The following is a 25,611-nucleotide window of genomic DNA, read 5'->3' as shown; positions in this document are numbered from 1 at the left end:
GCAGCGTGCGGCTGACCCCGGCCGACGGTCCGCTCGATCCTCCCTCGTCGCGACCGGGGGTGGGCGTGCTGCGCGGCCCGGTCTTCGCCTTCGCCGTCGACCCGTCGGTCGGCGCGCAGCGGATCGATGTGCCCGGCCTCGACGATGTGCCGGTCACCCCCGACACGGTGCTGCACTGGGCGTTCTACGCCGACGGCGACGCGGCGACGCTCGCCCCTCATGCGGCTCTGGCCGTGACGGTGGATGCGCGAGCGGTCGACGGGACGAGACTGAGCGACGTCGCCGCCGTGCGCGACCGCTACGACGTCCCCCTCACTCCGGAGGCGCAGTTCGCGGCGCGCTGGAGCATGCCCGAGCAGTGGAACGCCGACACGGTGAGCCTCGCTCCGATGCATGCGGATTCGACGCGCCGCACCTCGGTCACCGTCGAGCTGGTGCTCGGCACCGGGTCGCTGGCGGGCTCGAGCGGGCTCCCCGCGCAGGTCACGGGCTTCGTGCAGTGCGTCATCGCCGAGCAGCCCGCCATCGACGAGGCCCTCCCTCCGGTCGAGCGCGTCGACACGCGCCGCGGCAGCCACTCCGGACCCCGGTTCTCGCGGGGGAACACCATCCCTGCGGTCGCCCTGCCGCACGGGTTCACGTTCGTCACCCCGGCCACCGACGCCTCCGACACCCGCTGGCCCTACCGCCCCGGCATCCACGACGACCCGCCAGGACGGCGTCTCGAGGCCCTGCAGTTCTCGCACCAGCCGAGTCCGTGGATCGGCGACCGCTCGGTGCTGCAGCTGATGCCGTTCGACGGGCGGCCGACGTCCGAGCGCGCGGCGCGCCGCCGGTGGATCACCCCCGGCACAGAGCGCGCACGCCCCCATGAGTACGCCGTCGAACTCGGAGGCGGGCTCCGGGCGGAGATGACCGCGACCTCGCACACCGCCGCATTCCGCGTGCACAGCACCGACACCGGCACCGGCACCGACACCGACGCGGGAGCGATCGTCGGGTTCGTGATCGATCAGCCCACCGACGAGGGACGCCTGGTGTGGACCGACGACGGCTTCGCCGGCTGGACGCCGGAGGGTCCCGAGGACTGGGGCAACGCTCCCCGCTGCTACTTCGCCGGCACCGTGCGGCGACGCGAGGGGGACGATGCGGCTGATCTGCACGGCGCCCTCGACGACGACGGCAGGGCCCGGGTCGCCGGGTACGTCGGCGGACACGGCTCCCTCGAGGTGCGCGTGGCGGTGTCGTTCCTCTCGGTGGAGCAGGCCAGACGCAGCCTCGACCTCGAGGCACCCGCAGACGTCACCTACGACGAGCTTCGGGCGACCGCCGCGGCGTCGTGGAACCGCGTGCTGGGGCGCGTCACGATCCCGCCCCTGCCCGCGGCGCACGCTCCCCACCGCCGACTGGCCCACGAGGAGAACCGCGACCGCCTCGCCGCCGCTCTGCACCGGATGCATCTGTACCCGAACACCGCCGCCGAGAACACCGGAACGGCGGATGCGCCCGCCTGGCGGTTCGCCGACGTGTTCGCCGCGCGGGAGCCGTTCGGCGAGCGCGAGACGAGCGCGCCGATCGTCGACGGCGAACTCGTCGTGAACAACGGCTACTGGGACACCTATCGCACCGAATGGCCTGCGCTGGCTCTGCTCGATCCCGCGCTGACCGGCCGGCTGCTCGACGGCCAGCTCGCGCAGTACCGACGGGGAGGCTGGATGGCGCGTTGGAGCGCTCCGGCATACGTCGACAGCATGGTGGGCACATCGAGCGACCAGATCTTCGCGGACGCCGCGCGCTGGGGCGTCGATTTCGATCGGCGCGAGGCGTTCGAGAGCGGCTGGCGCAACGCGTGCGAGCCCGGCCCCGACGCGCTGCGCGGCCGCAAGGGCATCGGGCGGGGCCGCTTCACCGGCTACATCTCGTCGGACGTCCCCGAGGGCATGAGCTGGACGATCGAGAACGCGGTGAGCGACGCCGCCCTCGGCCGGTTCGCCGCGCAGCTCGCGTCCGACCCCCATGCCTCGCCGACGGATGCCGCGCGCTACCGCGCCTTCGCCCGCTACTTCGCGAACCGCGCACTGTCGTATCGCTCGCTGTTCAACCCCGCGACCCGGTTCTTCCGCGGCCGCGATGACCGCGGATCGTTCTCCTCCGAGCCCTTCGATCCCCGCGTCTGGGGCGGCGACAACGTCGAGACGAACGCCTGGGGGATGTCGGTCGGAGCCGTGCACGACGGGGCGGGCCTCGCCGCACTCCACGGCGGCCCGGCGGACTTCGGTCGTCACCTCGATGCGCTGTTCGCCGAACCGGAGACCGCGCACGAGCAGTTCGGCGGCTCCTACGGCGCCGTGATCCATGAGCAGCGGGAGGCCAGGGCGCTGCGCTCGGGCATGTGCGCGATCTCGAATCAGCCCGCCCACCATATCCCGTTCATGTACGCGCACAGCGACCGACCGTGGCGCGCGGCAGCGGTCGTGCACGACCTCGCCGGTCGATTGTTCGCGGGCGCCCACATCGGCCAGGGATTCCCCGGCGACGAAGACAACGGCGAGATGAGCGCGTGGTGGCTCTGGGCGGCGCTCGGGCTCTATCCGCTCGAACTCGCCTCGGGAGTCCTGCGCATCGGCTCGCCCCTGCTCGACGACGTGCGCGTCGACCGCGGGGACGGATCGACGCTGCGCATCCGCTCCCACCGCCGCTCGCCGAGCGCGCATGTGCTGCACGAGGCGCGCCTGAACGGCATCCCGCTCACGACAGCCGAGCTGCCCGCCGATGCCCTCGTCGGCGACGCGGTGCTCGACCTCGTCTTCGGCGACTCCTCGGACGACGGGCTCGAAGAGGCTGCGAAGACGGATGCTGCGCCGTGGCGCCCCGACCTGACGGCGAGCGACGGCGCGACCATCGCGTCCGAGGGCGTCCGTCACGCGGAGCGCGTCGTCGACGACGGCGAACCCGTCGGCGCCGGCGGCGTCGTCCTGCGGCCGGGCGAGTGGATCGGCTGGCGATTCGCCGAGGCTCGGGCGGTCAGCGACGTCTCGGTCACGATGGTGTCCGCGGCATCCTCGACCGCTCTCGTGTGGGAGACGGAGACGACGAGCGGCTGGGAGCCGGTCGCCGTCACCGCCGACACGGAACTCCCGGCCGACCGCACGACGCCGTTCACCCTCGCCGCACGCACGGTGACCTCGGCCCTCCGCGTGCGCGCGGAGGCCGAGGTCACCGTGCGACAGCTCGAGCTCTTCGATCTGGACTGAGCTCTTCGATCTGGACTGAGCCCTCGGTCCGGCCGGGCTCCCGATCCGGGTTGAGCCGGCCGATCCGGGATCACTGCGGGGAGTGCACGGTGGCCTCGCCCGTGATCCGTGTCAGAGGTTCACGTCTCCGACCAGGTTGACCTTGATGCCCATGCCGGCGAACATCGCCGCCTTCGCCACGAGCGCCCGGTCGGCGGTCTCGGCGTCGGGGGCGTACACGGTCTGCGCGTGGTTGGCCTTGTGGCGGGCCATGAACTGGTCGCGTGAGACGCCGTGCAGCACGACGTGGGCGATCGGCCACTCCGGGTTGGTGGCGTCCTTGCGCCGCTGCGTCTCCTCTGCGGGCAGCTCGACGACCGATGCGCGGAAGATGTCGGCCTGCAGGATGCCGTCGGCGATGAACACCCTCGACAGCACGATCTCCCCCGGCTTCGAGACGCCGTTGATCGTGGCGCCGCCCGCGGGGAAGAACACATGACCCTGGCGCCATCCCTCGGCGTTCTGCCATCCGCCCAGGTGCGAGGCGGGCACCGAGCCCGAGATCTCGTACACCCAGACGAACTGCCCGTCGAAGTCCTCGCCCCAGCGCACGTCGTGCAGCGTGTTGTCGGGCACCAGTCCCATGGCCCGCCAGACGCGGTCGGTGACGAGCGCGTCGACCGCGACGCCCTCGTCCGCCTCGTTGAAGTGCGGGAACGCGCGGCCCTCGTGCAGCACGCGCGAGCCGTCGCGGGAGGTCACGGGCGGACGCTCGGTGGAGTTGAGGATGCCTTCGGCGAGATCGGATGCCGGCACCAGATCCTTCAGGCCCTGCTGGTACTGGATGCCGACCGCGTCGAGCCCGAAGTCGTCGGCGATGCGGAGCGCGGCGATGTACATCTTCAGCTGCCACTGCACCTGCTCGCGGGTGAGCTCGGTCGCGGCGTCCTCGCCGTAGATGAACGTCATGCCCGCATCGATCAGCCAGTCGTAGGCGGCATCCGCCTCCTCCTCGGTGACGTTCAGCATCTCGGCGTACAGGGCCGACTGCGACAGGCGCTCCTTGTAGATGCCTGTGCTGTTCAGCAGCTCGTCGTCGAAGATCGCGTTGTACATGCCCATGCAGCCCTCGTCGAACACGCCGATGATGGCCTTCTCCGCGAGGAGCTCGGCGGCGAGCGCCTCCCCGAGCTGCTTCTCGGGGCTGTCGGGCAGCTCGGGCAGCGGGCGCACGTGCGAGGCGTCGTGCGTGATCGCCCCGGTCTCGGTCCACTCCCTGATGCCGTCGCGGAACCACTCGTCGGTGAAGTCGACCGACCAGATCGTCGCGTACGGCGTGCCCATCTTCGTCAGTCCGGCGTTGAGCCCGAGCAGGCCGACGAGACCCGGCCAGTCCCCCGCGAAGTTCGCGACCGTGAGGATCGGCCCCTTGTGCGTGCGCAGCCCCGCGAGTACGTGGTGCGAGTACTGCCACACCGCCTCGGCGACGATGAGAGGAGCATCCGTCGGGATGTTCCGGAAGACCTCGAGCCCCATCCGCTGGCTCGAGATGAAGCCGTGACCGGTCTCGGGGTCGACGTCGTTGGCGCGGATGACGGTCCATCCGAGGTCTTCGAAGACGCCGGTGACGCCCGCTTCGAGCTCGACCTGCACGGGCCAGCCGCCGGTGTTGGCGGCCTCGCGCAGGTCGCCGGAGGCGATCAGGTACGCGGTCGCAGGCGCGGATGCGGGTCGGGATGCCGGTGCCGGCAGGGTGTAGGTGGTCATGATGCCTCTCCGCTGATGGTGCTGGTCGTGATGGTGCTACTGGTCGTGGTGCTGCCATCGGTCGTGGCGCTGGTCGCGCCGGTCGATCGAACGGTCTGGGCGAGGTCGAGGGGGAACGCCTGCGTCTCCCCCGCTCGGAGTCGGATGCCGCGGGCGAGGCCGCGGTCGCGCAGTCGCAGGTCGGCCGCCTCGAGCGTGCCGCCGTCGAGATGCAGAGTGAGCGTCTCATCGTCGATCTCGACCCGCCCCCATCCGGTGCCCGTGGTGAACAGGCTGCGGAAGCGTCCTGCGCTCGCCGGGGCGAACGAGAGCGTGCCGCTCGGGGCGTCCCACTGCGCGCCGCTCGCGCCGAGGAGCAGCGCCCAGGAGGCGAGCGATCGCGCGTAGTGGTTGCCGCACTCGATCTCGTTCCAGGGGCTGCGATGCGCGCCGTCGTAGCGTGCGCGCAGCGCGTGTTCGATGCGCAGCGCGTCATCGACGCGTCCGGCGAACAGGAGCGAGGCGGCGACCTGGTGCTCCACCCCGGTCCACACCTCGTCGGAGTACACGAACGGGATGACGGGCCGACCGCCCCGCGGCCACGAGGCGAGCAGGAGTCCGCCCTCATCGTTCAGGGCGTAGACGCGCTGGGTGCTCTCGTGGGCCGAGAGATCGTCGCGGAAGTTGTGCGCGACGATCGCGGCGAGCGCCGAGTCCACCCGCTCCGGGGGCAGGATGCTCCCGAGTCCGTTCACGTACGCATGGAACTGCCCGAGCAGCTGGTCGGACAGCACGCCGTCGCCGTACTGGTAGCGGTGGGAGTCGGGGTCGGAGATGACCTGACGGTAGTACTCGCCGTTCCAGAGCGTCTCGTCCATCGCCGCGGCGACATGGTCCGCCCGCGCGTCCCACCCCGCCGCGCGCTCCTCCTCGCCGAGGTGACGGGCCATCCGGGCCCCCGCGCGCAACGCGGCGAGGTACACGCCGTTGGCGAGAGGTTCGGCGCCGTGGAACTCGATGTCGTAGGTGTTGTGCATCTCGCCGTCGAGCAGCCCGTCGCCGTCGCGGTCCCATTCGCGGATCGCGTAGTCGAGGGTGCGTGCGGCCGCGGGCCACAGCTCCCGGAGGAAGGCATCGTCGCCGCTGAACCTCCACTCGCGGTGCAGACGCAGGAGCGTTCCCAGCTGCCCGTCGACGGCCGGACCCATGAACCACGACGGGCCCCCGAACACCCGGTTGCCGCGGAACTTCTGGGCGCCGGCCGCGTCGGTCTCGAGCAGGTACTCCGCCCGGCGCGCACTGCGCTCGAGCGACGGGAACAGCCAGGCGAGCGTCTGCGCGTACGACCAGACGTGCGTGCAGGTGCCCTCGCAGGATCCGCCGTGATCGAACGATCCCTCCCACGCCGCGAACACCGGGCCGTCGCCCAGGTCGGGGTGGGGGGACTCCAGCACGAATCCGGTGGTCGATCGCGCCGCGGCGATGTTCGCACCGATCGCGTCGGCGAGCACGGGGTCGAGGGTGCCGCCGTAGAGCGCCTCGACGAAGGCATCCGTCGCGCCCTCCAACTCCTCGAGGTTCTCGTGCAGGTGCGTGGCCGCGGCCCAGGCATCCGGCCAGAGCGAGGCGTAGTGATTGCGCACGACGTCGTCGCCCGGCGGATCCGCGAACACGATGTGGCCGTGCCATCCGCGGCGACGATTCGGGAAGCCCCAGGAGAGCACGAACTCGAAATCGCGGGTCTCACCCGGATCGAGCGTGTGCACGACGCCCAGCGATCCGGTGCGCAGACGCGGCAGCTTCGCGAGCATCTCGGCCTCGGTCAGGGGCGGGGCGTCGGGATCGGCGTCGGGATCGGCGAACAGTCCGCGCGGGCGATCCTCGAGGGTGAGGCGCGGCTCGGCCCCGAGCTGTCCGTCGTCGGCGAGATCGTCCCAGAACAGCCGCGCCCCATCGGGCCAGTAGCTGGTGACCCACTGCGGTTTGACGGTCGTCGAGCGATCGGAGGTGGTGAGGCTGAGCGTGCCGTATCCGGGGTCGGATTCGGGAAGATCGATGCCGAAGTCCAGCCCGCGCACGGCCCCCTCGTCGCGCCAGCGCACGTTCTGGGTCGCACGCAGGCCCCACGGCGCATCCGGTCCGGGGACTCCCCGCCCTGCGGTGTGCGAGACGCTGCCGACGACCGTCACCGCGACGCGGCCGGCGCCGGGATTGGTGACGCGGTACCGCAGCACGGCGGCGGGGAGGCCGGAGGCATCGGCGTCGAGGGGCACCAGAGGGGTGAAGGCATGCAGCGACACGTCGACCGGCAGCACCGCGTCCGTGAAGTCGACGTCGACGATCGGGTACTCGCCGTGCAGGGTGGCCCCGTCGAGCCGCGGGAGCCCGGCCAGCTGATCGAACGCGTAGCCGGCGTCGGCATCGTGACGCCCCGTGAACCGCGCCTCCAGAACGCGGGTGACCGCGGGGCCGTCGTCCGGTGCGGCGTGGATCGCGAAGAACGAGTGCGGGTTGCGACGCCCCTTGTCCGGCAGGTTCTCGAGCTCCCAGTCGCGCAGCTCGCCGCGGGCGCCGATCGAGACGTTGCCGGTGCCGATGCCGCCGAGCGGGAAGGCGGTCGCCTGCGAGGTGTGCGGGATGCCGACGGCACGACGGGTCATGCGGACGCTCCGGACTCGACCCATGGGGCCCCGGGTGTGCGGCGCATGGCGTCCTCCTTGAAACCGATGCTCATGATTCTGAAATCTCCCGCAACTGTACGCGAAATCGATTTCAAGGCGCAAGACGATGTGCAGACATCCCCGCATCGCCGTGGCGGCGGGTCAGGCCCTGACGGCGCTGGCGGGCTGGATCTCGTTGCGCAGCACCACCGTGCGCGAGGGCTGCGTGTCTCCGCCGATGCGGTCGAGCAGCATCCGCGCCGCCGTGACGCCCATGTGCCGAGCGGGCAGGCGGACCACCGTGACCGCGGTCGGGGAGAGGGTGGTGAAGGGCAGCGAGCCGATCACCGCGACGCCGACCTCCGGCGGGGTGAGCCCCCGCTCGGTCAGCACCTGGATCGCCCCGACGCCGATGAGGTTGTTGCCGGCGACCACGGCGTCCGGCGGGTCGGCGAGCGCGAGCAGCTCCTCCATCGCGGCGCGCCCGCCGTCGACCCGGAAGGTGGCGAAGCGCTCCAGCTCGTCGAGATCGAGCTCCGGATGCGCCGACCCCATGGCCGCGCGCCAGCCCGCGGCGCGCTCGGCGGCCGTGTCGATGTGCTCGGGGCCGCCGATGTAGGCGATGCGTCGGTAACCGGCTCCGAGCAGGTCTTTCGCCGCCGATGCGCCCGCGGCGCGGTTGGCCATGACGACGCCGTCGACGTCGTAGGTCGTGCTGCGGTCGACCGCCACGACGGGACGACCGGTCGCCAGGATGCTGTCGAGGTTCGAGGTCTCGTCGGCGGTCGCGATGATGATGCCGGACATGTGCTCGGCGATCGCGATCCGCAGGTACGTGGCCTCCTTCTCGACCTGGGCGTCGGAGTTGCACAGCACGACCGAGTACCCGGCCTCCGAGGCGACATCTTCGACCCCGCGGGCCATCTCGGTGAAGTACGGGTTCTCGATGTCCGGGATCACGAGGGCGATGACCTCGGAGCTCTGCCTCCGCAGGGTCCGCGCCGTGCGGTTGGGGGTGAAGTTCAGCTTCGCGGCCGCGTCGCGCACGGCGGCGACCTTGTCCTCCGAGACGCTCGTCCCGTTGAACACGCGCGACACTGTGGCGGGAGAGACCTTCGCCAGTTCCGCGACGTCGTAGATCGTGGCCATTCGAACCTCACTGCTTCGTCCGGCTGCACCGGATGTGAAGCAACAGTATCGCGCACGCCTCCGATCTCTGGAGTTCTCGGGTGAAATCGATTACATTGGCGCCCATGACTTCTGCTGCCTCGGATCTCGCGACCCTCGCAACGCTGCGACAGGTCCAGACCCGCTCCATCTCCCCTGAGAACTTCGACGGATCCGCTGGGGGCGGAGGCCGGGCCACCGAGGGCACGGGCGCATCCTGCGCCCGCGACCTCGGGCCCGGCTGGAAGATCTCCCCCAGCGTCGACGTCAAGGCGGGCGCGACCTTCGACCTCGCGAACATCGAGGGCGCGGGCAAGATCACCCACATCTGGATCACGACCCACACCGACAACTGGCGCACCCTGCTGCTGCGCGCCTATTGGGACGGCGCCGAGGAGCCGGCGGTCGAGGTGCCGTACGGCGACTTCTTCTGCAACGGCTGGGGCGTGTTCGCCCAGGTGAACTCGCAGACGATCGCCGCGAACCCGCACGGCGGCTTCAACTCGTACTGGCCGATGCCCTTCCGCGACGGGGCGCGCCTCACGATCGAGAACACCTCGACGGTCGACGTGCGCATCTACTTCCAGGTCACGTACGAGATCGGCGGCGACCACTCGACCGACGCGTACTTCCACGCGCAGTGGCGGCGTTCCAACCCGCTCGAGGACCGCACCCCGCACGTGATCCTCGAGGGCATCGAGGGGCAGGGCCAGTACGTCGGCACATACATCGCCTGGGGCGTGAACTCCAACGGATGGTGGGGCGAGGGCGAGATCAAGTTCTACCTCGACGACGACACCGACTATCCGACGATCGCCGGAACCGGCACCGAGGACTACTTCGGCGGCGCGTGGAACTTCGACATCCCCGGCACGGGCTACACCGAGTTCTCCACCCCGTACCTCGGCATGCCGCAGGTCATCAGGCCCGACGGGCTGTACGTGAGCCAGCAGCGGTTCGGCATGTACCGCTGGCACCTGCTCGACCCGATCCACTTCGCGACCGGCATCCCCAAGGTCGACATCCAGGCGCTCGGATGGCGCAGCGGATGGCGCTATCTGCCCCTGCGCGACGACATCGCCTCGACGGCGCTGTTCTACCTCGACCGGCCGACCGCGCGGCGCCCGAAGACGCCGTCGGCCGACGACCTGGAGGTGCACCTAGGAACGGCTCCGGTGCCCGACATCGGCGCCACCCCGCCACGCGCCCCGCAGGACTGAGGCGGCCGGGATCACGGCGCGGCACCCGACACCGTACCGGCGCAGTGTCTACACGAGCCCCTGCACTCGGAACTGCTCGGAGTGGTACACGCTGTTGTCGGCGGTCTTCCACTGACTGACACTGAGGTGCAGGTCCGACAGCGTCGACCCGGGGATGATGTACCCGCCGTACAGCTGCGCCACGTGCGAGGCATCCTCCTGCCCCCACTCGCTGCCGTACAGCAGCGTCGTCTTGGTCGCGATGTACAGATTGTCGGTCGGGGTGTTCAGCACCATCGCGTCGATCCGGTACGCCGGGGCGTTGAACCATGTGAGGATCCACTTGCCGCCGAGCGGTCGCAGGCACATCTCGCCGAACCCGCCGGAGAGCACCTCCGTGACCGGCTTGCCCCATCCCCACGAGCCGTTCGCGAAACCCCAGGGCTGGTACGCCGAGAGAGTCGTCATGCTGTTCGACGGCACCCGGTAGAGCACGATGCCCTTGTCGCGCTGGAACCCGGTGCCGTAGATGTACACGTAGCCGTCGCTGCCCAGACCCCAGGTGATGCACTGGAACTTCCCACCGGCCATGTCCGCCGGGAACTGCAGCCCGGTGTGCTGCCAGGTGGCACCGTTGTCGTCCGACTTCCACAGTTCCGTCCAGCGGACGGCCCCGAACTGCGGCCCGTTCACGATCGCGTGCAGGTACATGCGCGATCCGATCGTGATCACGTCCGAGGGGATCACCGTGGTGAAGTACGCATCGTGCGGGTAGTACCAGAGCTGGGGAGCGGTGCCCTGGGTGTTCGCGCCCGCCCCGGCGGCGCCGTCGAACGTCACCCCGGCCTCGAGGTTCGTCGACGACGAGTACAGCGCGACCGGCGAGCGCCAGTTCGCACCTCCCACCGCGTCCGCCCAGGTGTCGCCGAACATGAACAGCATCCGCCCATCGGGAGTGCGGGCGGGGATGCCGAGGTCGGTCGCCCCTATTCCGTACTGCACGGGACTCTGCGTGCCGGCGAGCACGGTGATCCGTGACACCGTGAGCGGGCCTGCGGCGGATGCCGGGGCGGCGGCGCCGATGCCGACGGCGGGTGCGACCAGCATCCCGGCGCCGAGCGCGAGCGCGCCCTGCAGGATGCCGCGGCGGGAGATGAGCGGAGGTGTGTGCTGTTCGGTCATCGTCGACCTCTTTCCGTGTGGGTGTCGCTCTCTGTCGGCCGGCCTACTTGAGCCCGGCCATCTTGATGTTGCCGATGATCTGGCGCTGGAAGACGAGGAACAGGATCATCACGGGCGCGGCGGCCAGCACCGAGCCCGCCATGAGCAGCCCGAGCTCGCTGGTGCGCTCCGAGCGGAACGTCGCGAGGAACTGCTGCACCACGAAGCGCTCGGGGGTCGTGATCGTCAGGATCGGCCAGACGTAGGAGTTCCAGTACGCGAGGAAAGAGGTGATGCCCATGACCACGAACGGCGGCTTCGACAGCGGCAGGAAGATGCGCACGAAGATGGCGAAGCGACCGCATCCGTCGAGCATCGCCGCCTCCTCGAGGCTGGCCGGGATGTTCAGGTAGAACTGCCGGATGAAGAACACCGTGCCGGCGCTCGCCGCCCCGGGCAGCACGAGCACGGCCAGCGTGTCGAGCATCGACAGCCGGGTGACGACGATGAAGCTCGTCAGCAGGATCGTCATGCCGGGGATGAACATCGTCGTGATCACGATGACCCAGATCGTCCGCTGGAACCGGAAGTCGAGCCGGGCGAACGCGTAGGCCGCGAGCGAGTTGATCGTCAGGCTCAGGAAGGTGAAGAGCACCGCTCCGCCGAAGGTCCACAGCATCGTGCGGGTGAAGGTGGGGTCGGCGAGGATCTGGGCGTAGTTCTCCCAGCGCCACACCTCGGGGAAGAACTGGAACGGGGTCTGGATGACCTCCGTCTTCGACTTGAACCCGGCGATGACCATCCAGGCGAGCGGGAACAGCGCCGCCACGAGGAACACGCCCCCGGCGAGGAGCTTGGCGATGACGGTGATCCACGAGCCCGGGGTCTTCGGCAGGTGCGATCGACGCGACGGCTCGGTGCCGGCGAGCACGATGGCGCGCGTGGTGTCCTGCGGCGCGATGGTGACCATCAGTCCACCAGCCTCTCGGAGTTGACGAACTTGAAGACGATCGCCGACACCGTGCCGAGCACGACGAACATGACCAGCGCGGCGGCGATCGAGTAGCCGACGTTGATGTCGTTGCGGAAGTGGTTGAAGATGAACAGGTTCGGCAGTGTCGTCGAGTCCAGCGGACCGCCGCCGGTCATCACGAGCGGCAGCTCGAACTGCTGGATCGCGGCGACGAACCCGGTGATCAGCAGGTACAGGATGATGTTCTTCATCTGCGGCAGCGTGATGTACGCCGTCTTCTGCCACCAGTTCGCCCCCTCCATCGCCGCCGCCTCGTAGTACTCGGTGGGGATGTCGACCATCGCGGCGACCATGATGAGCGAGGTCAGCCCCATGCCCAGCCAGATCGCGGGGATCGCGATCGCGAGCAGCGCCCAGGCCGGGTCGCCGATCCACGCGATGGGGTCGATGCCGAAGATCCCGAGGAACCAGTTGAGGAGTCCGCCCGAGTAGTCGTACATCAGCACGAAGACGATCGAGGTGATGACCGAGGAGATGATCGTCGGGATGTAGATGCTGACCTTGAGGATGCCGGCGAAGCGGCGCGACACGCTCACGACGAGGCTGGCGAAGAAGAACGCCAGCAGCAGCATGGGCGGCACGGTCATCGCGACGAACGCGAATCCACGGCCGACCGACGCCCAGAACAGCGGATCGCTCAGAACGGCGGTGAAGTTGCGGAACCCGACGAACTCCGGGTCCTTGTAGAAGCTCCAGTTCTGGAAGGAGAGGAATCCGGCGTAGATCGCCGGCCAGACCACGAAGATGCCGAGAAGGGCGACCACCGGCAGGAGGAAGAGGTACGCGACCTTCGTGTCACGGTATTTCCGGGCATCCGCGCGGTGTCTCACCGCCCGCCGCTCCGTCGAGACTGCACTGACCATCGTTCACTCCACCCGTTCTCTCGCTGTCTTCGTCCACTGCGTGATTCCGGGGGTCGGCGCGCACGCCGACCCCCGGAACGGCACGGGCTACTGGCTGGGTGCCTTGTCGGCGAGACCCTCGCGGTCGATGACCGTCTGGATCGCCTTGTCCGCGGTGTCGATCGCGGCATCCGGCGACGCGGACCCCTTCATGACCGACTCGAACGCGGTGCCGACCGCGAGCGACACGTCCCACGGGTAGGTGGGCTCGGGGATCGCGTTCGGGGCGATGTCCTCGGTGATGATCGACGACCAGGGGGCGTCGGCCGCCGCGGGGTCGGCGGCGACGGCATCCTGCACGGACTGGCGCACCGGCGCCTTGGTGAACTGCGTGTCGACGAAGAACGGCACGAGGTTCTCGGGATCACCGGCGATGGCCCAGGAGAGGAACGTGCCCGCGGCCTCGGCGTTCTTGGTCTTCGCGTCGATGACCCACTTGAAGTTGCCGAGTGTCGTCGACGTGCGGCCGTCGGCGTCGCTGGAGCTCACCATCGCGCCGATGCCCGTCTTGTCGAGGACATCGGGGTAGTCCGAGCCGATCTCCGACAGCATCCACGATCCCGACACCTTGAAGGCGACCTTCTGCTCGCCGAAGTCCTTGCCTCCGCCGTAGTCGGCGAGCGGCTGCTTGGGCATGTAGCCCTTGTCCCACAGCGTCTTGTACTGCGCCATCATGTCGCGGTAGCCGTCGTCGTCGATGTTCGGCCCGGTCCAGTCGTCGTTGAGCGCGGTGTGCCCCGCGAAGTTGTACTGCTGGCCCACGGTCGACCAGGCGAAGGTCGCGGCGTCCTGTGCCGGTGAGATGCAGTACTGGCCGTCACCGAGGGTGGGCTGGATCTTGGCGCAGGCGTCCAGCAGCTCGTCCCAGGTGGTCGGGCCCTGGTCGGCGTCGACGCCGGCGGCGTCGAGCATGTCCGTGTTCCAGAACAGCACGGCCTGCGGCTCGAGCAGGAGGGGGTAGGCGTAGTACGTGCCGTCGATCTCGGACACCGGCTTGGCGGCATCCGAGATCTCCGCCAGGGCGTCATCGGGGACGATGCCGTCGAGCTCGTGCAGCTGTCCGGCGTTCACGGCATCCTGGATGCTGCCGGGGTGGGTGTAGATGTCGGGGGCCTTGCCCGCCGCCTGCGCGGCCTTCATCTTCTGATCCCACGCGTCACCGGGCACCTGGGTGCCGACGACCTTGATCTCGTCCTGGGAGTCGTTGAACTTCTTGATGATGCCCTCGTACCACTCGTTCTCGACCGGCGTGAAGTTGCGGTGCCAGAACTGGATCGTGGTGACGCCGGCCTCTGCGCCGTCGCCGCCGGCGGACTCGCCCGGGGTTCCGGACCCGCAGCCGGCGAGCATCGCTCCGACGGTGAGAGCACCGACTGCGGCGACCGCCGCCCTGCGCGTGCGTGGGGTGATTCTCATGGTTCCTCCTCAGGAACGGACTCCTCATCGAGTCGCTGCTGTGTGTCCGGCTGTCACCGGCGGGCTCCGGCCGAACCTGACGATCATCGGTGATCGGGTATGCGCCACAGTAAGCGAAATCGATTTCATGCGCAAGCGAATTCGCGAGCGATCTCGCCGACCGTTCTCAGTCGACGCGGTCCAGATCCGCGGAGAACCAGAAGACGTTGTACGGCCCCCACAGGGAGAGGGTGAAGTGGATCCGACGCCCGTCCTCGGTGACGTACCGCGGATTCAGGTAGGGCGAGTACAGCCCCTCGTAGTCGCTGCCGGACACCAGCTCCAGCGGTTCGCCCCACGGCCCCCAGGGCGTGATGCCCTCGCGGATGTACGCGTTCCCGGCATCCGAGTACGTCATGATCCACCGCTCGAGATAGGTGGACCACATCACCGAGAGCTCGCCGATCGTGCCCTCGACGACGGTCGCAGCGTCCGCCATGTCAGAGCTCCACCGCGGCGTCTCCCCCTCTGTTCCGGCGAAGTACGAGTAGGCGGACTGGTCCTCGACCGCATCCTCCGTCGCCTCGACGCGCATGAGATGCACGCTGCCGAAACGACCGGACGGGATGGACCAGAAGTAGATCCAGTCCGTGCCGCCCTCGCTCACCCGCGCCGTCGCCACCTGCACGAAGTTCGAGTCCCCCGGCCACTCGACGCCCTCGACCGGCTGCCAGCTCTCGCCACCGTCCCGCGAGACGATGAGCGCGGCACGGTTGGCATCCCAGGCACCGGGCTCCCCCCAGAAGCGCACCGACATGTACGACACGTACATCGTCTCGCCGATCGTGAATCCGTATGTGGGGATCTTCGTCACCTCACCCTCGGCGCCGTTCGCGTCGTGATCGCCCTCGATCAGCGCGGCGGCGAGGCCGATGTCGTCCTCCACCCAGCCCTCGAAGTCGATGCCGTCGGAGGGGTCGTCGTCGGTGGTCCAGGCCGCGACGTTCGACCGCCAGAATCCGCCCTGGCCGCCGATCGACTCGGGATCACGCTCGCCGAACGTGTCGCCGAAGAGGAAGAACGTGCGGTCGCCGAGGTTCACCATCGAGCCGAGATCGGTGCCGGCGACCGAGACCGCTGCGGTGTCGTTCATGGCGTCGGGACCGGTGAGCTGCGCGATCTCGGCGAGGTTCGAGACCCCCTCCAGCACGAACGGCCGGTCGGGATCGGGGTCGACGCTCACCGACTGCTCCCCTCCCCCGGCGACGGAGCAGCCGGCGAGTGCGAGGACGACCGCGACGGAGGCCGCGGCGAGACGACGGCGGCGCCGACGGACGGTCGGAGGGGTGGGGACGGGGGTCGGTGCGACACGGTGCATGATCCTCCTCGATCAGCGTTGCTGTGCCCCGAACCTAGCGAAATCGATTTCAGAAAACCAGCCCTCGCGAGGGGATCCGTCCGCGGGCGGCTCCGCCGTCGGAACGTCCGCGTCAGTCGTCGAGCATCCGATCGCGCACCTGGCGACGCAGCACCTTGCCGATGAGCGACCGCGGCAGCTCGTCGACCGCGACCACGCGCTTGGGCACCTTGTAGGGGGTGAGCCTGGTGCGGCAGAAGTCACGCAGGGCCCCGGCGTCGAGTGTCGCGCCGTCTCGCAGCACCACCGCGGCGGCGACCTCCTCGCCTCCGCTCGCGCGGGGCAGGCCGACCACGGCCGCGGCGACCACATCGGGGTGCGCCTCGAGTGCGTCCTCGACCTCGGTGGGCGAGACGTTGAAGCCGCCGGTGATGATGAGCTCCTTGAGGCGATCGACGATCGTGACGAACCCGTCGGCCGAGACCTCGGCGATGTCGCCGGTGCGCAGCCAGCCGTCGGCGAGCAACACATCGGCGGTGTCACCGGGACGCCGCCAATACCCCTGGAAGACCTGGGGACCGCGCAGCAGCAGCTCGCCGCGCTCGCCCGCAGGCATGTCGACGTCGGTGTCGGCGGGATCGACGATGCGGATCTCGGTGCTGGGGAACGGCACTCCGACGGTGCCGGGGCGCCGGCTCGGACCGATCGGGTTCCCGAGGGCGACGGGCGAGCTCTCGGTCATGCCGTAGCCCTCGACCAGGAGACCGCCGGTCGCCTCCTCCCACTTCTGCACCGTCGCCACCGGCAGGCTCATCGCCCCGGAGATCGCGAATCGCACCGTCGACAGGTCGATCGTGCCACGCGCCGCCGCACGGGCGAGCTGGTCGTAGATCGGCGGTACGGCGGGCAGGAACGTGGGCGGACTCGTGCGCGCCGCCTTCGTGACCAGCCCGAGGTCGAACGTCGGGAAGAGCACCAGCTTCGCCCCGATGCTCATGGCAAAGGTCAGGCAGAGCGTCATGCCGTAGGCGTGGAACAGCGGCAGCACCCCGTAGAAGGTCTCCTCGCCGTCGACCAGGCCCGGCACCCACGCGCGTCCCTGCATCGCATTCGCCCGCAGGTTCGCGTGCGTGAGGATCGCTCCCTTGGGGATGCCGGTCGTGCCGCTGGTGTACTGCAGGAGCGCCGTGTCATCGAGCGTCGGGCCCTCGATGCGACGCGAGAGCGGGCGGTGATCGACCAGCTTCTTCCAGGGCAGCGCCCGTCGTGTCTTCGGCGCGGCCGTGAGCTTCGCGCGGGCAGCCCGGGCCTTCGGGACGGGCAGCCGCAGCAGCATGCGCTGCGAGGCGGGCATGGCCTCGGTCAGATCGACGCTGACGATGTGCTCGACCCGCAGATCCGACGGGAACTCGGCGATCGTGTCGACGGTCCTGTTCCAGACGATCGCCACCTTCGCGCCGTGGTCCTCGAACTGGTGGCGCAGCTCTCGAGCGGTGTAGAGCGGGTTGTGCTCGACGACCACGGCGCCGAGTCGCAGAGCGGCGTAGAACGCGATGACGTGCTGCGGGCAGTTCGGCAGCACCAGCGCGACCCGGTCGCCTCGGCTCACGCCCAGGCGCCGCAGCCCCTCGGCCGCGCGCAGGATCCGGTCTCCGAGCTCGCGATAGGTGGTGACCGCCCCGAAGAACTCCAGGGCCGGCCGACGGCCGTAGGTCGCGACACTCGCCGAGATCATCTCCGACAGGGTCTGCGTCGGCGCGTCGATCTCGGCGGGCACGCCCGCGGCATACGAGTCGAGCCAGGGCCGGGAGTCATGCGAGTTCGCGGGCATGACCCCATCCTCCCCGACCCGGCTGTGAGAATCGCTACCGGTGCGCCGCGACCACCTGGGCGACGGCGGCACGCTCGTCGTCGGACGGCTCGGCGATCGCCATGCGGCAGTGCGTGTCGACCACGTCGAGCACGCGGTACGCCTCCTTCATGCGCGCCATGTCCCCGCCGATCAGCGACACGACGTCGTCGACCGCGGCCTGGGCCGCGGCGATCGCGCCGGCATCGCCCGAGCGACCGGCATCCGCGAGAGCGCGGAACGGCTTCGGGGTGACCGACGAGACACCCGAGACGACGCCCTGCGCACCCACCTGCACCGCAGCGATCAGGTCGCGGTCGGCACCGGTATAGAGGTCGAAGTCGGCGGGAACCACGGCGCGGTACGCGGCGATCTCGTCGAGCGACAGCTCGCTGAGCTTCGCTCCCACCACGTTCGGCAGCGCGGCCAGGCGCACGAGAAGATCGGGCGAGACGGTGTTGCCGCTGCGCGCGGGGTAGATGTACACGTAGAGGCGCCCGTCGCCGACGGCATCCGACACCGCTCGGTAGTAATCGAAGATCGCGTCTTCGGTCGACTTCAGGTAGTACGGGGTGAGCGCGGCGAACTCCGTCGCGCCGAGACCCTTGGCGATCTCGACGAGACGCACGGCCTCGAAGGTGCTGGGCTGGCCGACGTGCACGATCACGCGCATCCTGTCGGCGAGCTCCTCGAGGGCCGCACCCACGAGCGCGGTGAACTCCGCGACGTCGACGGCGGGGAACTCCCCCGTGGTGCCGAGCACGAACGCGCCCTCGTTGCCCGACTGCCCGACGAAGCGGAAGATCGCACGCGAGCCTTCCAGGTCGAGGCTGCCGTCGCGGTGGAACGCCGTGGGAACGGCGGTCACGATGTCGTAGCGGGTCACTTCTCGGTCTCCTTGGAGTTCTTGCGCGCCCTGCGGCTCGCACGGGATGAGGTGTCGACGTTGCGGACGGTCGAGGTGAGCAGGTCGGGGTCCGCGGCGAGCTCGCCATGGGCCTTCTCGATCTGCTCGACCGTCGATGCGGAGAGGATCGAGTCCTCGAGCGAGGCCCGTTCTCTGCGGGGAGAGCGGGCGGCGCGGATCGCGGGCATCACGATCGAGAGCACGGCGAGCGCGAGCAGCACGAGCGCGATCGGGCTGACGACCTCGAAGAACGGACGCGTCGGAAGGATCGCCAGCGTGCGAGCCAGATTCTCCTCGGCCAGCGGGCCGAGCAGCAGGCCGAGCACGATGGGCCCGGCGGGCACCTGCATCCGCTTCAGCATCACCCCGATGACGCCGAACACGAGCATCGTGACGACGGTCGACAGGCTGTTCGAGGTGGCATACGTGCCGATGATGCAGAAGATCAGGATGCCGCTCCACAGGTACGGCTGGGGCACGTCGAGCAGCTTCACCATGCCCTTCATGCGCACGAGGCTCAGGGCGAGTGAGAGCAGCGTCGCGACGAGCATGATCCCGACGATCGAGACCACCAGGTCGGGGCGGTTGGTGAACAGGGTCGGGCCGGGCGTGATGCCCCAGATGATCATCGAGCCGATCATCACGGCCATCACCGAGTCGCCGGGGATGCCGAGCGCCATCGTGGTCGTGAGCGAACCGCCGAGCGTGGCGCTGGAGGCCGTGTCGGAGGCGGCGACGCCCTCGATGGATCCCTTGCCGAACATCTCCGGGTGCTTCGACGCCTTGCGCGCGCGCTCCCAGCCGATGAGTCCTGCGATGTCGCCACCCGCGGCGGGGATGAGTCCGACGCCGAGGCCGACGGCACCGCCGACCGCGGTCGCACGGCCGCTCTGCTTCAGCTCCGAGCGGTTCGGCCACCAGCGGCCGAGGCTCGAGATGGGGCGGACGTTGCTCTTGCGGTACGTGAGCAGCTGATCGAAGAGCTCGGCGATGCCGAAGAGGCCGATGATCACGGCGATGAAGTTGACGCCCTCGACGAGTTCGAGCACCCCGAACGTGAAGCGCTGGTCTGCGGTGGCCGCATACGTCCCGACGGTGCCGAGCATGAGGCCGAAGAGACCGGCGAGGATGCCCTTGAGCATCGACTTCGACGAGATGCCGATCATGATCGAGATGCCGAAGACGACCAGCGCGAACAGCTCGGGAGACTTGAAGTAGTCGCGGGCGAAGCTCGCGATCGGCACCGCGGCGACGGCGAAGAGCACGAGCGAGGCGAGGATGCCGACGGCCGAGACGATCGCCGAGATCGTCAGCGCGAGGCCCGCTCTGCCCTGCTTGGCCATCGGATAGCCGTCGAGCGTGGTGGCGATCGATGCCGGGGTGCCGGGGGTGTTGATGAGGATCGAGGGCACCCTGTCGCCGAAGTTCGCCGCGACGTAGATCGTGAGCAGCACGGCGAGGCCCTGGACGGGCTCGAGGGTCATCGTGAACCCTGCGGCGAGGGCGACGGCCATGGTCGCGGTGATGCCGGGGAAGGCGCCGACCATGAAGCCGAGCAGGAGCCCCACGAGCATGTAGAGCAGGATCGAGATGTCGAGGAGCGAGTTCAGCCCCTCCATGAGCGCGTTCACAGCGGGATCCTCAGGAGCATGCCGAACACGACGTAGACGAACGCCGTGACGGAGACGGAGTAGATGATGAGGCTCAGCCAGCGGCGGTGGCCGTAGAGGAGCATGAGCGCGGCCATCAGCAGCGCGGCGGCGACCGGGAAGACCTCGATGCGATAGCCGAACAGGATGACGGTTCCGAGCGACCAGACGGCGATGAAGACGCCGGAGATCGCCAGGGTCGCGATGACGCGGAGCATCCCTCCGGACTGGATGCGGTCGAGATCCTCGCGACCGGGGGCCGGGCGGGTGAGGGCCACCGCGAGCACGGCGAGCGCGATGACCACGGCGGTGACCGCGATGACCATCGGCCAGAAGCGGGCATCGATCTGACCGGGTGCGGCCTCACGGCGCAGCGGGATCTGCGTGGAGAGGAAGAGGTACCCGGCGCTGAACGCCAGGGCGACGACCCCGAAGGCGATCTCGAGCGGCCGGGAGGCGGGTGCGCCCTGGTGCTCGTCCGGCGCGGCCGGGTTCTCGTCCGGTGCGGCCGGGTTCGCGACATCGGTGTGCGACATGATGCTCCTTCCCTGGTGCGATGTACGGCGTGGGTGATGCGGGGCCGGAGATGAGCCCGGCCCCGCGGTCCCGGGCCGGTCAGCCCAGGAGGTCCTTGAACAGGTCGAACTGCTCGTTCACGAACGTGGTCCACTCCGCGGAGTCGCGGTAGACGACGAGGTTGCCGGCATCCTTCTGGAAGGTCTGGTAGCCGTCGGACTCGACCGCCTGCTTCACGGCCGACTCGAGCTCGCTCTTCACGTCGTCGGGCAGGCCCTTGGGGGCGTAGATGCCGCCCCAGCCGCCGAAGACGACGTCTTCGCCGATGGCCTCGTCGACGGTGGGCACGTCTTCCGCGTCGGGGTGACGCTCATCGTTCATGACGCCGAGGATGCGCACGGCCTCGCCCTGCGCCAGCGCCTCACCGAGCCCCGACACCGCGGCGACGGTCTCGCCGGATGCCGCGGCGGCGACCGCCGTCGCGCCACCGTCGTAGGGCACGGGCGAGAACGTCGCGTCGGTCGCATCGCCGAGGCCGATTGTCGCCGCCTCCCAGATCGATCCGGCGCCGGAGTTCGCGACCGTGACGGCCCCGGACTTCGCCCGGTCGACCAGGTCCTCCAGCGACTCGATGCCGCTGTTCGCGCCGACCGTGATGACGCCGGGAGCCAGCATGATCTGACCCAGCAGGTCGAAGTCATCCGGCAGCACGTTGGCGCTCTGGGTGGTGTTGAGCATCGCGATCTCGACGGGGGCGAATCCGATGACGTAGCCGTCGGGGTCCTGCGCTCCGACGTACTCCATGGCGAGGGCGCCTGCCGCGCCCGGCATGTTCTCGGGGATGACGCTGACGCCGAGGATCCCCTCGAGCTCGGTGGCGAGGGCACGCGACGACAGGTCGGAGCCGCCGCCGGGGTTCGCCTGGATGATCAGGCGGATGTCGTTCTCGGGAAAGGCGGATGCCGCATCCTCACCCTCTTCGACCTTCGTGCAGGCCGACAGGACGAGGGCGGTGGCGGCGACGGCCGCGATCGCGGCGGCGGCCCGGGTGATGCGCATGCGGGGCATCTTTGCTCCTCTACGTGGGTCGACCTTGTTGTCGACTCTCAGACCGTAGCAGCGTTTACTGTTAACAGTCAACACCCGAAGGTGCCGAGGCCCCCGGATCGTGATCAGGCGGGTCGGTCGGCGAGCTCGCTCAGCATCCGATCCCTGGCGCCGTCGAGGTGGGCGGTCAGCACGGCGGCCGCCTGCTTCGGGGTGCCGGTGCGCATCACGTCCATCAGCCGCACGTGGTCGTCCGACGACTCATGCAGATCGTCATCGTGATTGATCGTCACCTCGAGGAGCGCGGTGAAGGTCGGCAGGTACTGGCTCCATGCCCCCTGCAGGCGCGGGTGGTCGGCGAGCGCGTAGATCTGGGAGTGGAACTCCAGGTCCGCGGCGACGAAGGCGGCATGATCGCCGCTGTCTGCCGCCGCCCCCATCCGCTCGACCGCTGCGGTCATCGAGGCCCACCGCTCGTCGTCCTCGACCCGCATCGCCCGCGAGAGCGCGAGCTGCTCGAGGGCGCCCCGCAGGCTGTAGAGCTGATCGACGTCGTCCTGCGAAAGACCGGTGATGTAGACGCCGCGAGGGCGCTGCACCTCGACGAGCATCTCGAAGCTCAGCTGCGTGAGCGCGTCGCGGATCGGACCGCGACTCACCGAGAACTCCTCGGCCAGCGCCTCCTCGGTGATGCGGGCTCCCGGTGCGAGCTCCCCGCGGACGATGCGCTGGCGGAGCACCTGAGCGACCTGCACTCCGAGGGACTCCCCGCGCTTGACGGACTCTGTCACGGTGACCTCCTGTTAACTGTCGACAGCATACACACGAACGGGGAGCGCCTTCCGGCACTCCCCGTTCGCGATCCTGCTCGTGATCAGCTGAGCCAGGCCGGGGCCCGTCCGCGCAGGAACGCGCCGTCGAGCGAGAAGCGGCCTGCACCGCTGAACGCCAGCGCGAGGGCGGCGGCGCCCAGCACGGCGACGAACTCGTATCCGCCCTCACCGACCCAGAGCCCCGCCGGCAGGTGCACGGCGAACAGCGCCACGACCATGTCGACCGCGAGGATGACGCCGACCGGGCGCGTGAAGAGACCGAGGGCGAGCAGGATGCCGCCGATGAGCTCGACGAACGCGACCAGAGGCGCGGCGATCTCGGGGAACGGGATGCCCATGCCCTCGAAGCTGCCGATGGTGCCGGGAATCGTGTACTCGAAGATCTTCTGCGCGCCATGGGCGGCGAAGATGACGCCGACCACGATGCGCAGGACGAGGAGTCCCAGCGAGGCGGCGGCGGAGGGGGCGGTGGTGTTCGTCATGAGGAGATGTTCCTTCGTGGCAGGACACCGCGCGCCAGGCGCGGAGCAGGGTGGATCCCTTCTCTCCACGCTAGGAAACCGACCTTTCCCTCTCCTGTGTGCAGCGCGCGACGCGCTCGCCGCCCGACACCTTCCGTAGACTCGCCGGATGGCGCGGTTCGCGTCCGGACGACGATGGGCGCAGCCGGGAAGGGGCAGGGGCGAAGGTGAGGGCACGATCGCTCTTCGGCGTGCTGCGCCTGGTCACAGCCGCCGTCTGCACGGTCGCGCTCGTGCACCGTCTCTTCTGGGGACTGAGCTCGCGGACGATCGCCGGCGAGAACTTCTTCGCCTATCTGACGGTGCAGTCCAACTGCGCGCTCGTGGTGGTCCTGCTGACCGGGACGGTGCTCGCCTTCATCCGCGCGACCGATCCGCGGTGGTTCACCGTGTCGCTGGCCCTCGTGCTCACCTGGACGATCACCGCAGGACTCGCGTTCGCGCTGATCGTCTGGCAGGCGGGTCTGCGCGGCATCCGCGTCGACGTGCCCTGGTCGGATCAGGTGCTGCACTTCTGGCTGCCCGCGTGCACCGCGATCGCCTGGGTCCTCACGCCGGGGCACCGCGGCGTGCCGTGGTGGGTGGTTCCGACGGCGCTCGCGTTCCCCCTCGCATGGGGCGGCGTGACCCTGTGGCGCGGCCCCTCGGTGGGCTGGTACCCGTACTACTTCCTCGACCCGCGTCAGGTGTCGGGTCCGCCGGAGTTCCTGCTCACCAGCGGTATCGCACTCGCGATCTTCGCCCTGGTCGCCACGGTGATCGTGCTGGTGAGCCGCATGCGCCGGCGCGGCGGCGAACGCCCCGAGGTGTGACGCACGCGGCCCGCCCGGTGCGGGGTCAGGGTGAGCGGGATCAGGGCGTAGCCGTTCGCGAGGCGAGGGCCCGCGGGGTCAGGGCTCAGCCGTGCGAGGTCAGAGCGTGCAGGGGGTCAGGGCGTCGTGGCGAGGAAGGGAGTGAGCGAGGAGATCGCCGCCTCCAGGGCCTTCTGGTCGTCGAGCTCGGCGAACTCGCCCGCCGCATCGCCACCGACGATCCCGACGAGCACGTTCTCCCCGGTCGCGGGCTGCAGGTTCACCCAGGTGCGGATCAGCGCATCGCCGCCGACCGCATGCCAGACGGTGGGCGCATCCGCATCCGCATCCGCATCGTCGCCCTGCGCGCCTGCGGCCCCCTCGGGAGGCGTAGCCGTCGCCAGGGGGTCGTCGAAGCGCAGCCATACGGTCTCGATGCGCCCCATGCCCAGGTCGGCGATCGCCCCTCGATGCCCGAAGGGCAGCGCCGGGGCGAACTGCATGCCGTCGCTCTGCAGCACGCCGAGCGGCACGGTGAGCAGGACACGGTCGAACGACAGGGATTCCCCGGATGCGATGCCGAGGCTGACGCCCGCCTCGTCGTAGGCGACGCGTCCGACGGGCGACGACAGGCTCAGCCGGGCGCCCTCGAGCAGGGTGTCGAAGACCGGGGTCAGGTCGCCGAGCGGCGCCACGTCTCCCTCCGCGGGGAGCGCCGGGGGGAACCAGGTCGACTGCGCGTCGGCATCGGAGCCGGAGGAGGCTGCGATCGCGGCGAGGAGCGCGGCGAGCCCCGGTTCCTCGACATCGACGCCGGCGGCGCCGAGCGCGTCTTCGAGCGAGGAGTCGGTCAGCGCCTGCTGCGCGGCCGTGATGGCGGACTCGATGGGATCGACCGACGGCGCATCGACATCGCCCTCGCCCGATCTCCACCAGGAGCCGGCGATCGGGGCGGTGCGGACGTCGAGCGTGTCGAGCGTCTCGATCAGTGCGGCGTCGGATGCGCCGAGCAGCCAGCCCCCGAGTTGGGCCGGGAACGGCCAGGCGTCGTCGTCCACGACCGACTGGATGCGTCCGCCGACGCGATCCCGCGCCTCGAACACCGTCACCTCGAGCCCGTCGGCCACGAGCAGCGAGGCCGCCGTCGCTCCGGCGAGACCCGCGCCGATGATCGCCACGCGCTCCCCTCGATCGGCGGCGCGCAGCAGCTGTGCGGCCGCGCGCTCTCCCGAACGGATCGCGGCCCCGACAGTACCCGGGGCCTCCGTGTCGGTCGCCTCACCGGCGAAGAACAGGCGCTCGTCGATCGGTTCGGCCAGAGCGTCCCGCGCACCGGCGAGCACCCCGACCGGGGTGAAGCTGGCCGCACCGAGCGCGAAGGCGTCGGTCGACCACGCGCTGCGCGCGAACGCCGCCGGCGTGATCGTGTCGGTGGTCGGCTGCGGCGTCGGCGAGCGGTCGGGCGTGGGCGACGGCGCCGGCTCGGGCGTGCAGGAGGCCAGAAGGACCCCGAGAACACCGGCTCCGGCGCCGATCAGCAGTGTGCGACGCGTCATCCTCATCGTGTCGCAACGATACCGCGCGCGGATGGACGCGCGTGCGGCATGCCGCCGGCGGACCTCTCCTGCACCGACGCGGAGAGCAC

19 protein-coding genes are annotated in these 25,611 nt (G+C 69.8%); 3 read left to right on the top strand and 16 right to left on the bottom strand.

The genetic code is table 11. The features are described from left to right. The first annotated feature begins 5 nt into the window (after positions 1-5). Positions 6-3,254 (top strand): glycoside hydrolase domain-containing protein, encoded by a 3,249-nt coding sequence (locus ASD43_RS06305; protein ID WP_235564056.1) that lies wholly within the window; start codon positions 6-8, stop codon positions 3,252-3,254. A 111-nt stretch (positions 3,255-3,365) separates the two neighbouring features. On the opposite strand, the gene ASD43_RS06300 is transcribed toward ASD43_RS06305, so the two are convergent. From ASD43_RS06300 to ASD43_RS06290, 3 genes are all read right to left on the bottom strand, one after another. Continuing rightward, on the bottom strand, positions 3,366-5,000 hold the full coding sequence (locus ASD43_RS06300; RefSeq protein WP_056414952.1) for a fucose isomerase: 1,635 nt from the start codon (positions 4,998-5,000) through the stop codon (positions 3,366-3,368). After that, the gene (locus ASD43_RS06295) at positions 4,997-7,639 is read right to left on the bottom strand and encodes a GH116 family glycosyl-hydrolase (protein WP_082539291.1); all 2,643 of its coding nucleotides are present in this window, start codon (positions 7,637-7,639) and stop codon (positions 4,997-4,999) included. Before ASD43_RS06295 ends, ASD43_RS06300 begins: the two co-directional genes overlap by 4 nt. A 162-nt stretch (positions 7,640-7,801) precedes the next feature. Next, on the bottom strand, positions 7,802-8,788 hold the full coding sequence (locus ASD43_RS06290) for a LacI family DNA-binding transcriptional regulator (protein WP_056414950.1): 987 nt from the start codon (positions 8,786-8,788) through the stop codon (positions 7,802-7,804). A 104-nt stretch (positions 8,789-8,892) separates the two neighbouring features. Between ASD43_RS06290 and ASD43_RS06285 the strand changes: the two genes are divergently transcribed. After that, a complete protein-coding gene (locus ASD43_RS06285) occupies positions 8,893-10,026 on the top strand; it encodes a glycoside hydrolase family 172 protein (protein ID WP_056414947.1) in 1,134 nt (377 codons plus the stop codon). A gap of 48 nt (positions 10,027-10,074) precedes the next feature. Here the strand turns inward: ASD43_RS06285 and ASD43_RS06280 are convergent, their stop codons facing one another. From ASD43_RS06280 to ASD43_RS06225, 12 genes are all read right to left on the bottom strand, one after another. Then, on the bottom strand, positions 10,075-11,187 hold the full coding sequence (locus ASD43_RS06280) for a DUF4185 domain-containing protein (protein ID WP_056414945.1): 1,113 nt from the start codon (positions 11,185-11,187) through the stop codon (positions 10,075-10,077). Positions 11,188-11,230: 43 nt separating this feature from the next. After that, complete coding sequence (locus ASD43_RS06275; protein WP_082539290.1) at positions 11,231-12,136, bottom strand: carbohydrate ABC transporter permease; 906 nt, start codon at positions 12,134-12,136, stop codon at positions 11,231-11,233. Further along, a complete protein-coding gene (locus tag ASD43_RS06270; RefSeq protein WP_045252900.1) occupies positions 12,136-13,062 on the bottom strand; it encodes a carbohydrate ABC transporter permease in 927 nt (308 codons plus the stop codon). Before ASD43_RS06270 ends, ASD43_RS06275 begins: the two co-directional genes overlap by 1 nt. Positions 13,063-13,149: 87 nt before the next feature. Beyond that, complete coding sequence (locus ASD43_RS06265) at positions 13,150-14,517, bottom strand: ABC transporter substrate-binding protein (protein ID WP_045252899.1); 1,368 nt, start codon at positions 14,515-14,517, stop codon at positions 13,150-13,152. Positions 14,518-14,683: 166 nt separating this feature from the next. Next, positions 14,684-15,874, bottom strand: a complete 1,191-nt coding sequence (locus tag ASD43_RS06260; protein WP_056414942.1) for a DUF4185 domain-containing protein — start codon at positions 15,872-15,874, stop codon at positions 14,684-14,686. 112 nt (positions 15,875-15,986) lie between these two features. Next, positions 15,987-17,684, bottom strand: a complete 1,698-nt coding sequence (locus ASD43_RS06255) for a long-chain-fatty-acid--CoA ligase (protein WP_056414939.1) — start codon at positions 17,682-17,684, stop codon at positions 15,987-15,989. A 34-nt stretch (positions 17,685-17,718) separates the two neighbouring features. Continuing rightward, the gene (locus ASD43_RS06250; protein ID WP_056414936.1) at positions 17,719-18,588 is read right to left on the bottom strand and encodes a dihydrodipicolinate synthase family protein; all 870 of its coding nucleotides are present in this window, start codon (positions 18,586-18,588) and stop codon (positions 17,719-17,721) included. Continuing rightward, positions 18,585-20,240 carry a tripartite tricarboxylate transporter permease gene (locus ASD43_RS06245; RefSeq protein ID WP_056414932.1) on the bottom strand — a complete coding sequence of 552 codons (1,656 nt, stop codon included), beginning with the start codon at positions 20,238-20,240 and terminating at the stop codon, positions 18,585-18,587. The genes ASD43_RS06250 and ASD43_RS06245 overlap by 4 nt, the downstream gene beginning before the upstream one ends. Continuing rightward, positions 20,237-20,794 (bottom strand): tripartite tricarboxylate transporter TctB family protein, encoded by a 558-nt coding sequence (locus ASD43_RS06240; protein ID WP_082539289.1) that lies wholly within the window; start codon positions 20,792-20,794, stop codon positions 20,237-20,239. The genes ASD43_RS06245 and ASD43_RS06240 overlap by 4 nt, the downstream gene beginning before the upstream one ends. 79 nt (positions 20,795-20,873) lie before the next feature. Then, complete coding sequence (locus ASD43_RS06235) at positions 20,874-21,833, bottom strand: tripartite tricarboxylate transporter substrate binding protein (RefSeq protein WP_235564053.1); 960 nt, start codon at positions 21,831-21,833, stop codon at positions 20,874-20,876. Positions 21,834-21,946: 113 nt separating this feature from the next. Beyond that, the gene (locus ASD43_RS06230; RefSeq protein WP_056414926.1) at positions 21,947-22,612 is read right to left on the bottom strand and encodes a GntR family transcriptional regulator; all 666 of its coding nucleotides are present in this window, start codon (positions 22,610-22,612) and stop codon (positions 21,947-21,949) included. An 83-nt stretch (positions 22,613-22,695) separates the two neighbouring features. Then, on the bottom strand, positions 22,696-23,136 hold the full coding sequence (locus tag ASD43_RS06225) for a DoxX family protein (RefSeq protein WP_056414923.1): 441 nt from the start codon (positions 23,134-23,136) through the stop codon (positions 22,696-22,698). A gap of 206 nt (positions 23,137-23,342) precedes the next feature. Between ASD43_RS06225 and ASD43_RS06220 the strand changes: the two genes are divergently transcribed. Beyond that, a complete protein-coding gene (locus tag ASD43_RS06220) occupies positions 23,343-23,987 on the top strand; it encodes a Pr6Pr family membrane protein (RefSeq protein ID WP_235564052.1) in 645 nt (214 codons plus the stop codon). A 116-nt stretch (positions 23,988-24,103) separates the two neighbouring features. On the opposite strand, the gene ASD43_RS06215 is transcribed toward ASD43_RS06220, so the two are convergent. Beyond that, complete coding sequence (locus tag ASD43_RS06215; RefSeq protein WP_235564049.1) at positions 24,104-25,522, bottom strand: flavin monoamine oxidase family protein; 1,419 nt, start codon at positions 25,520-25,522, stop codon at positions 24,104-24,106. Positions 25,523-25,611: the final 89 nt, after the last annotated feature.

Origin of the sequence: Microbacterium sp. Root553, assembly GCF_001426995.1 — a bacterium.
GTDB lineage: Bacteria > Actinomycetota > Actinomycetes > Actinomycetales > Microbacteriaceae > Microbacterium.
This window is presented reverse-complemented; position numbering and strand designations above follow the sequence as displayed.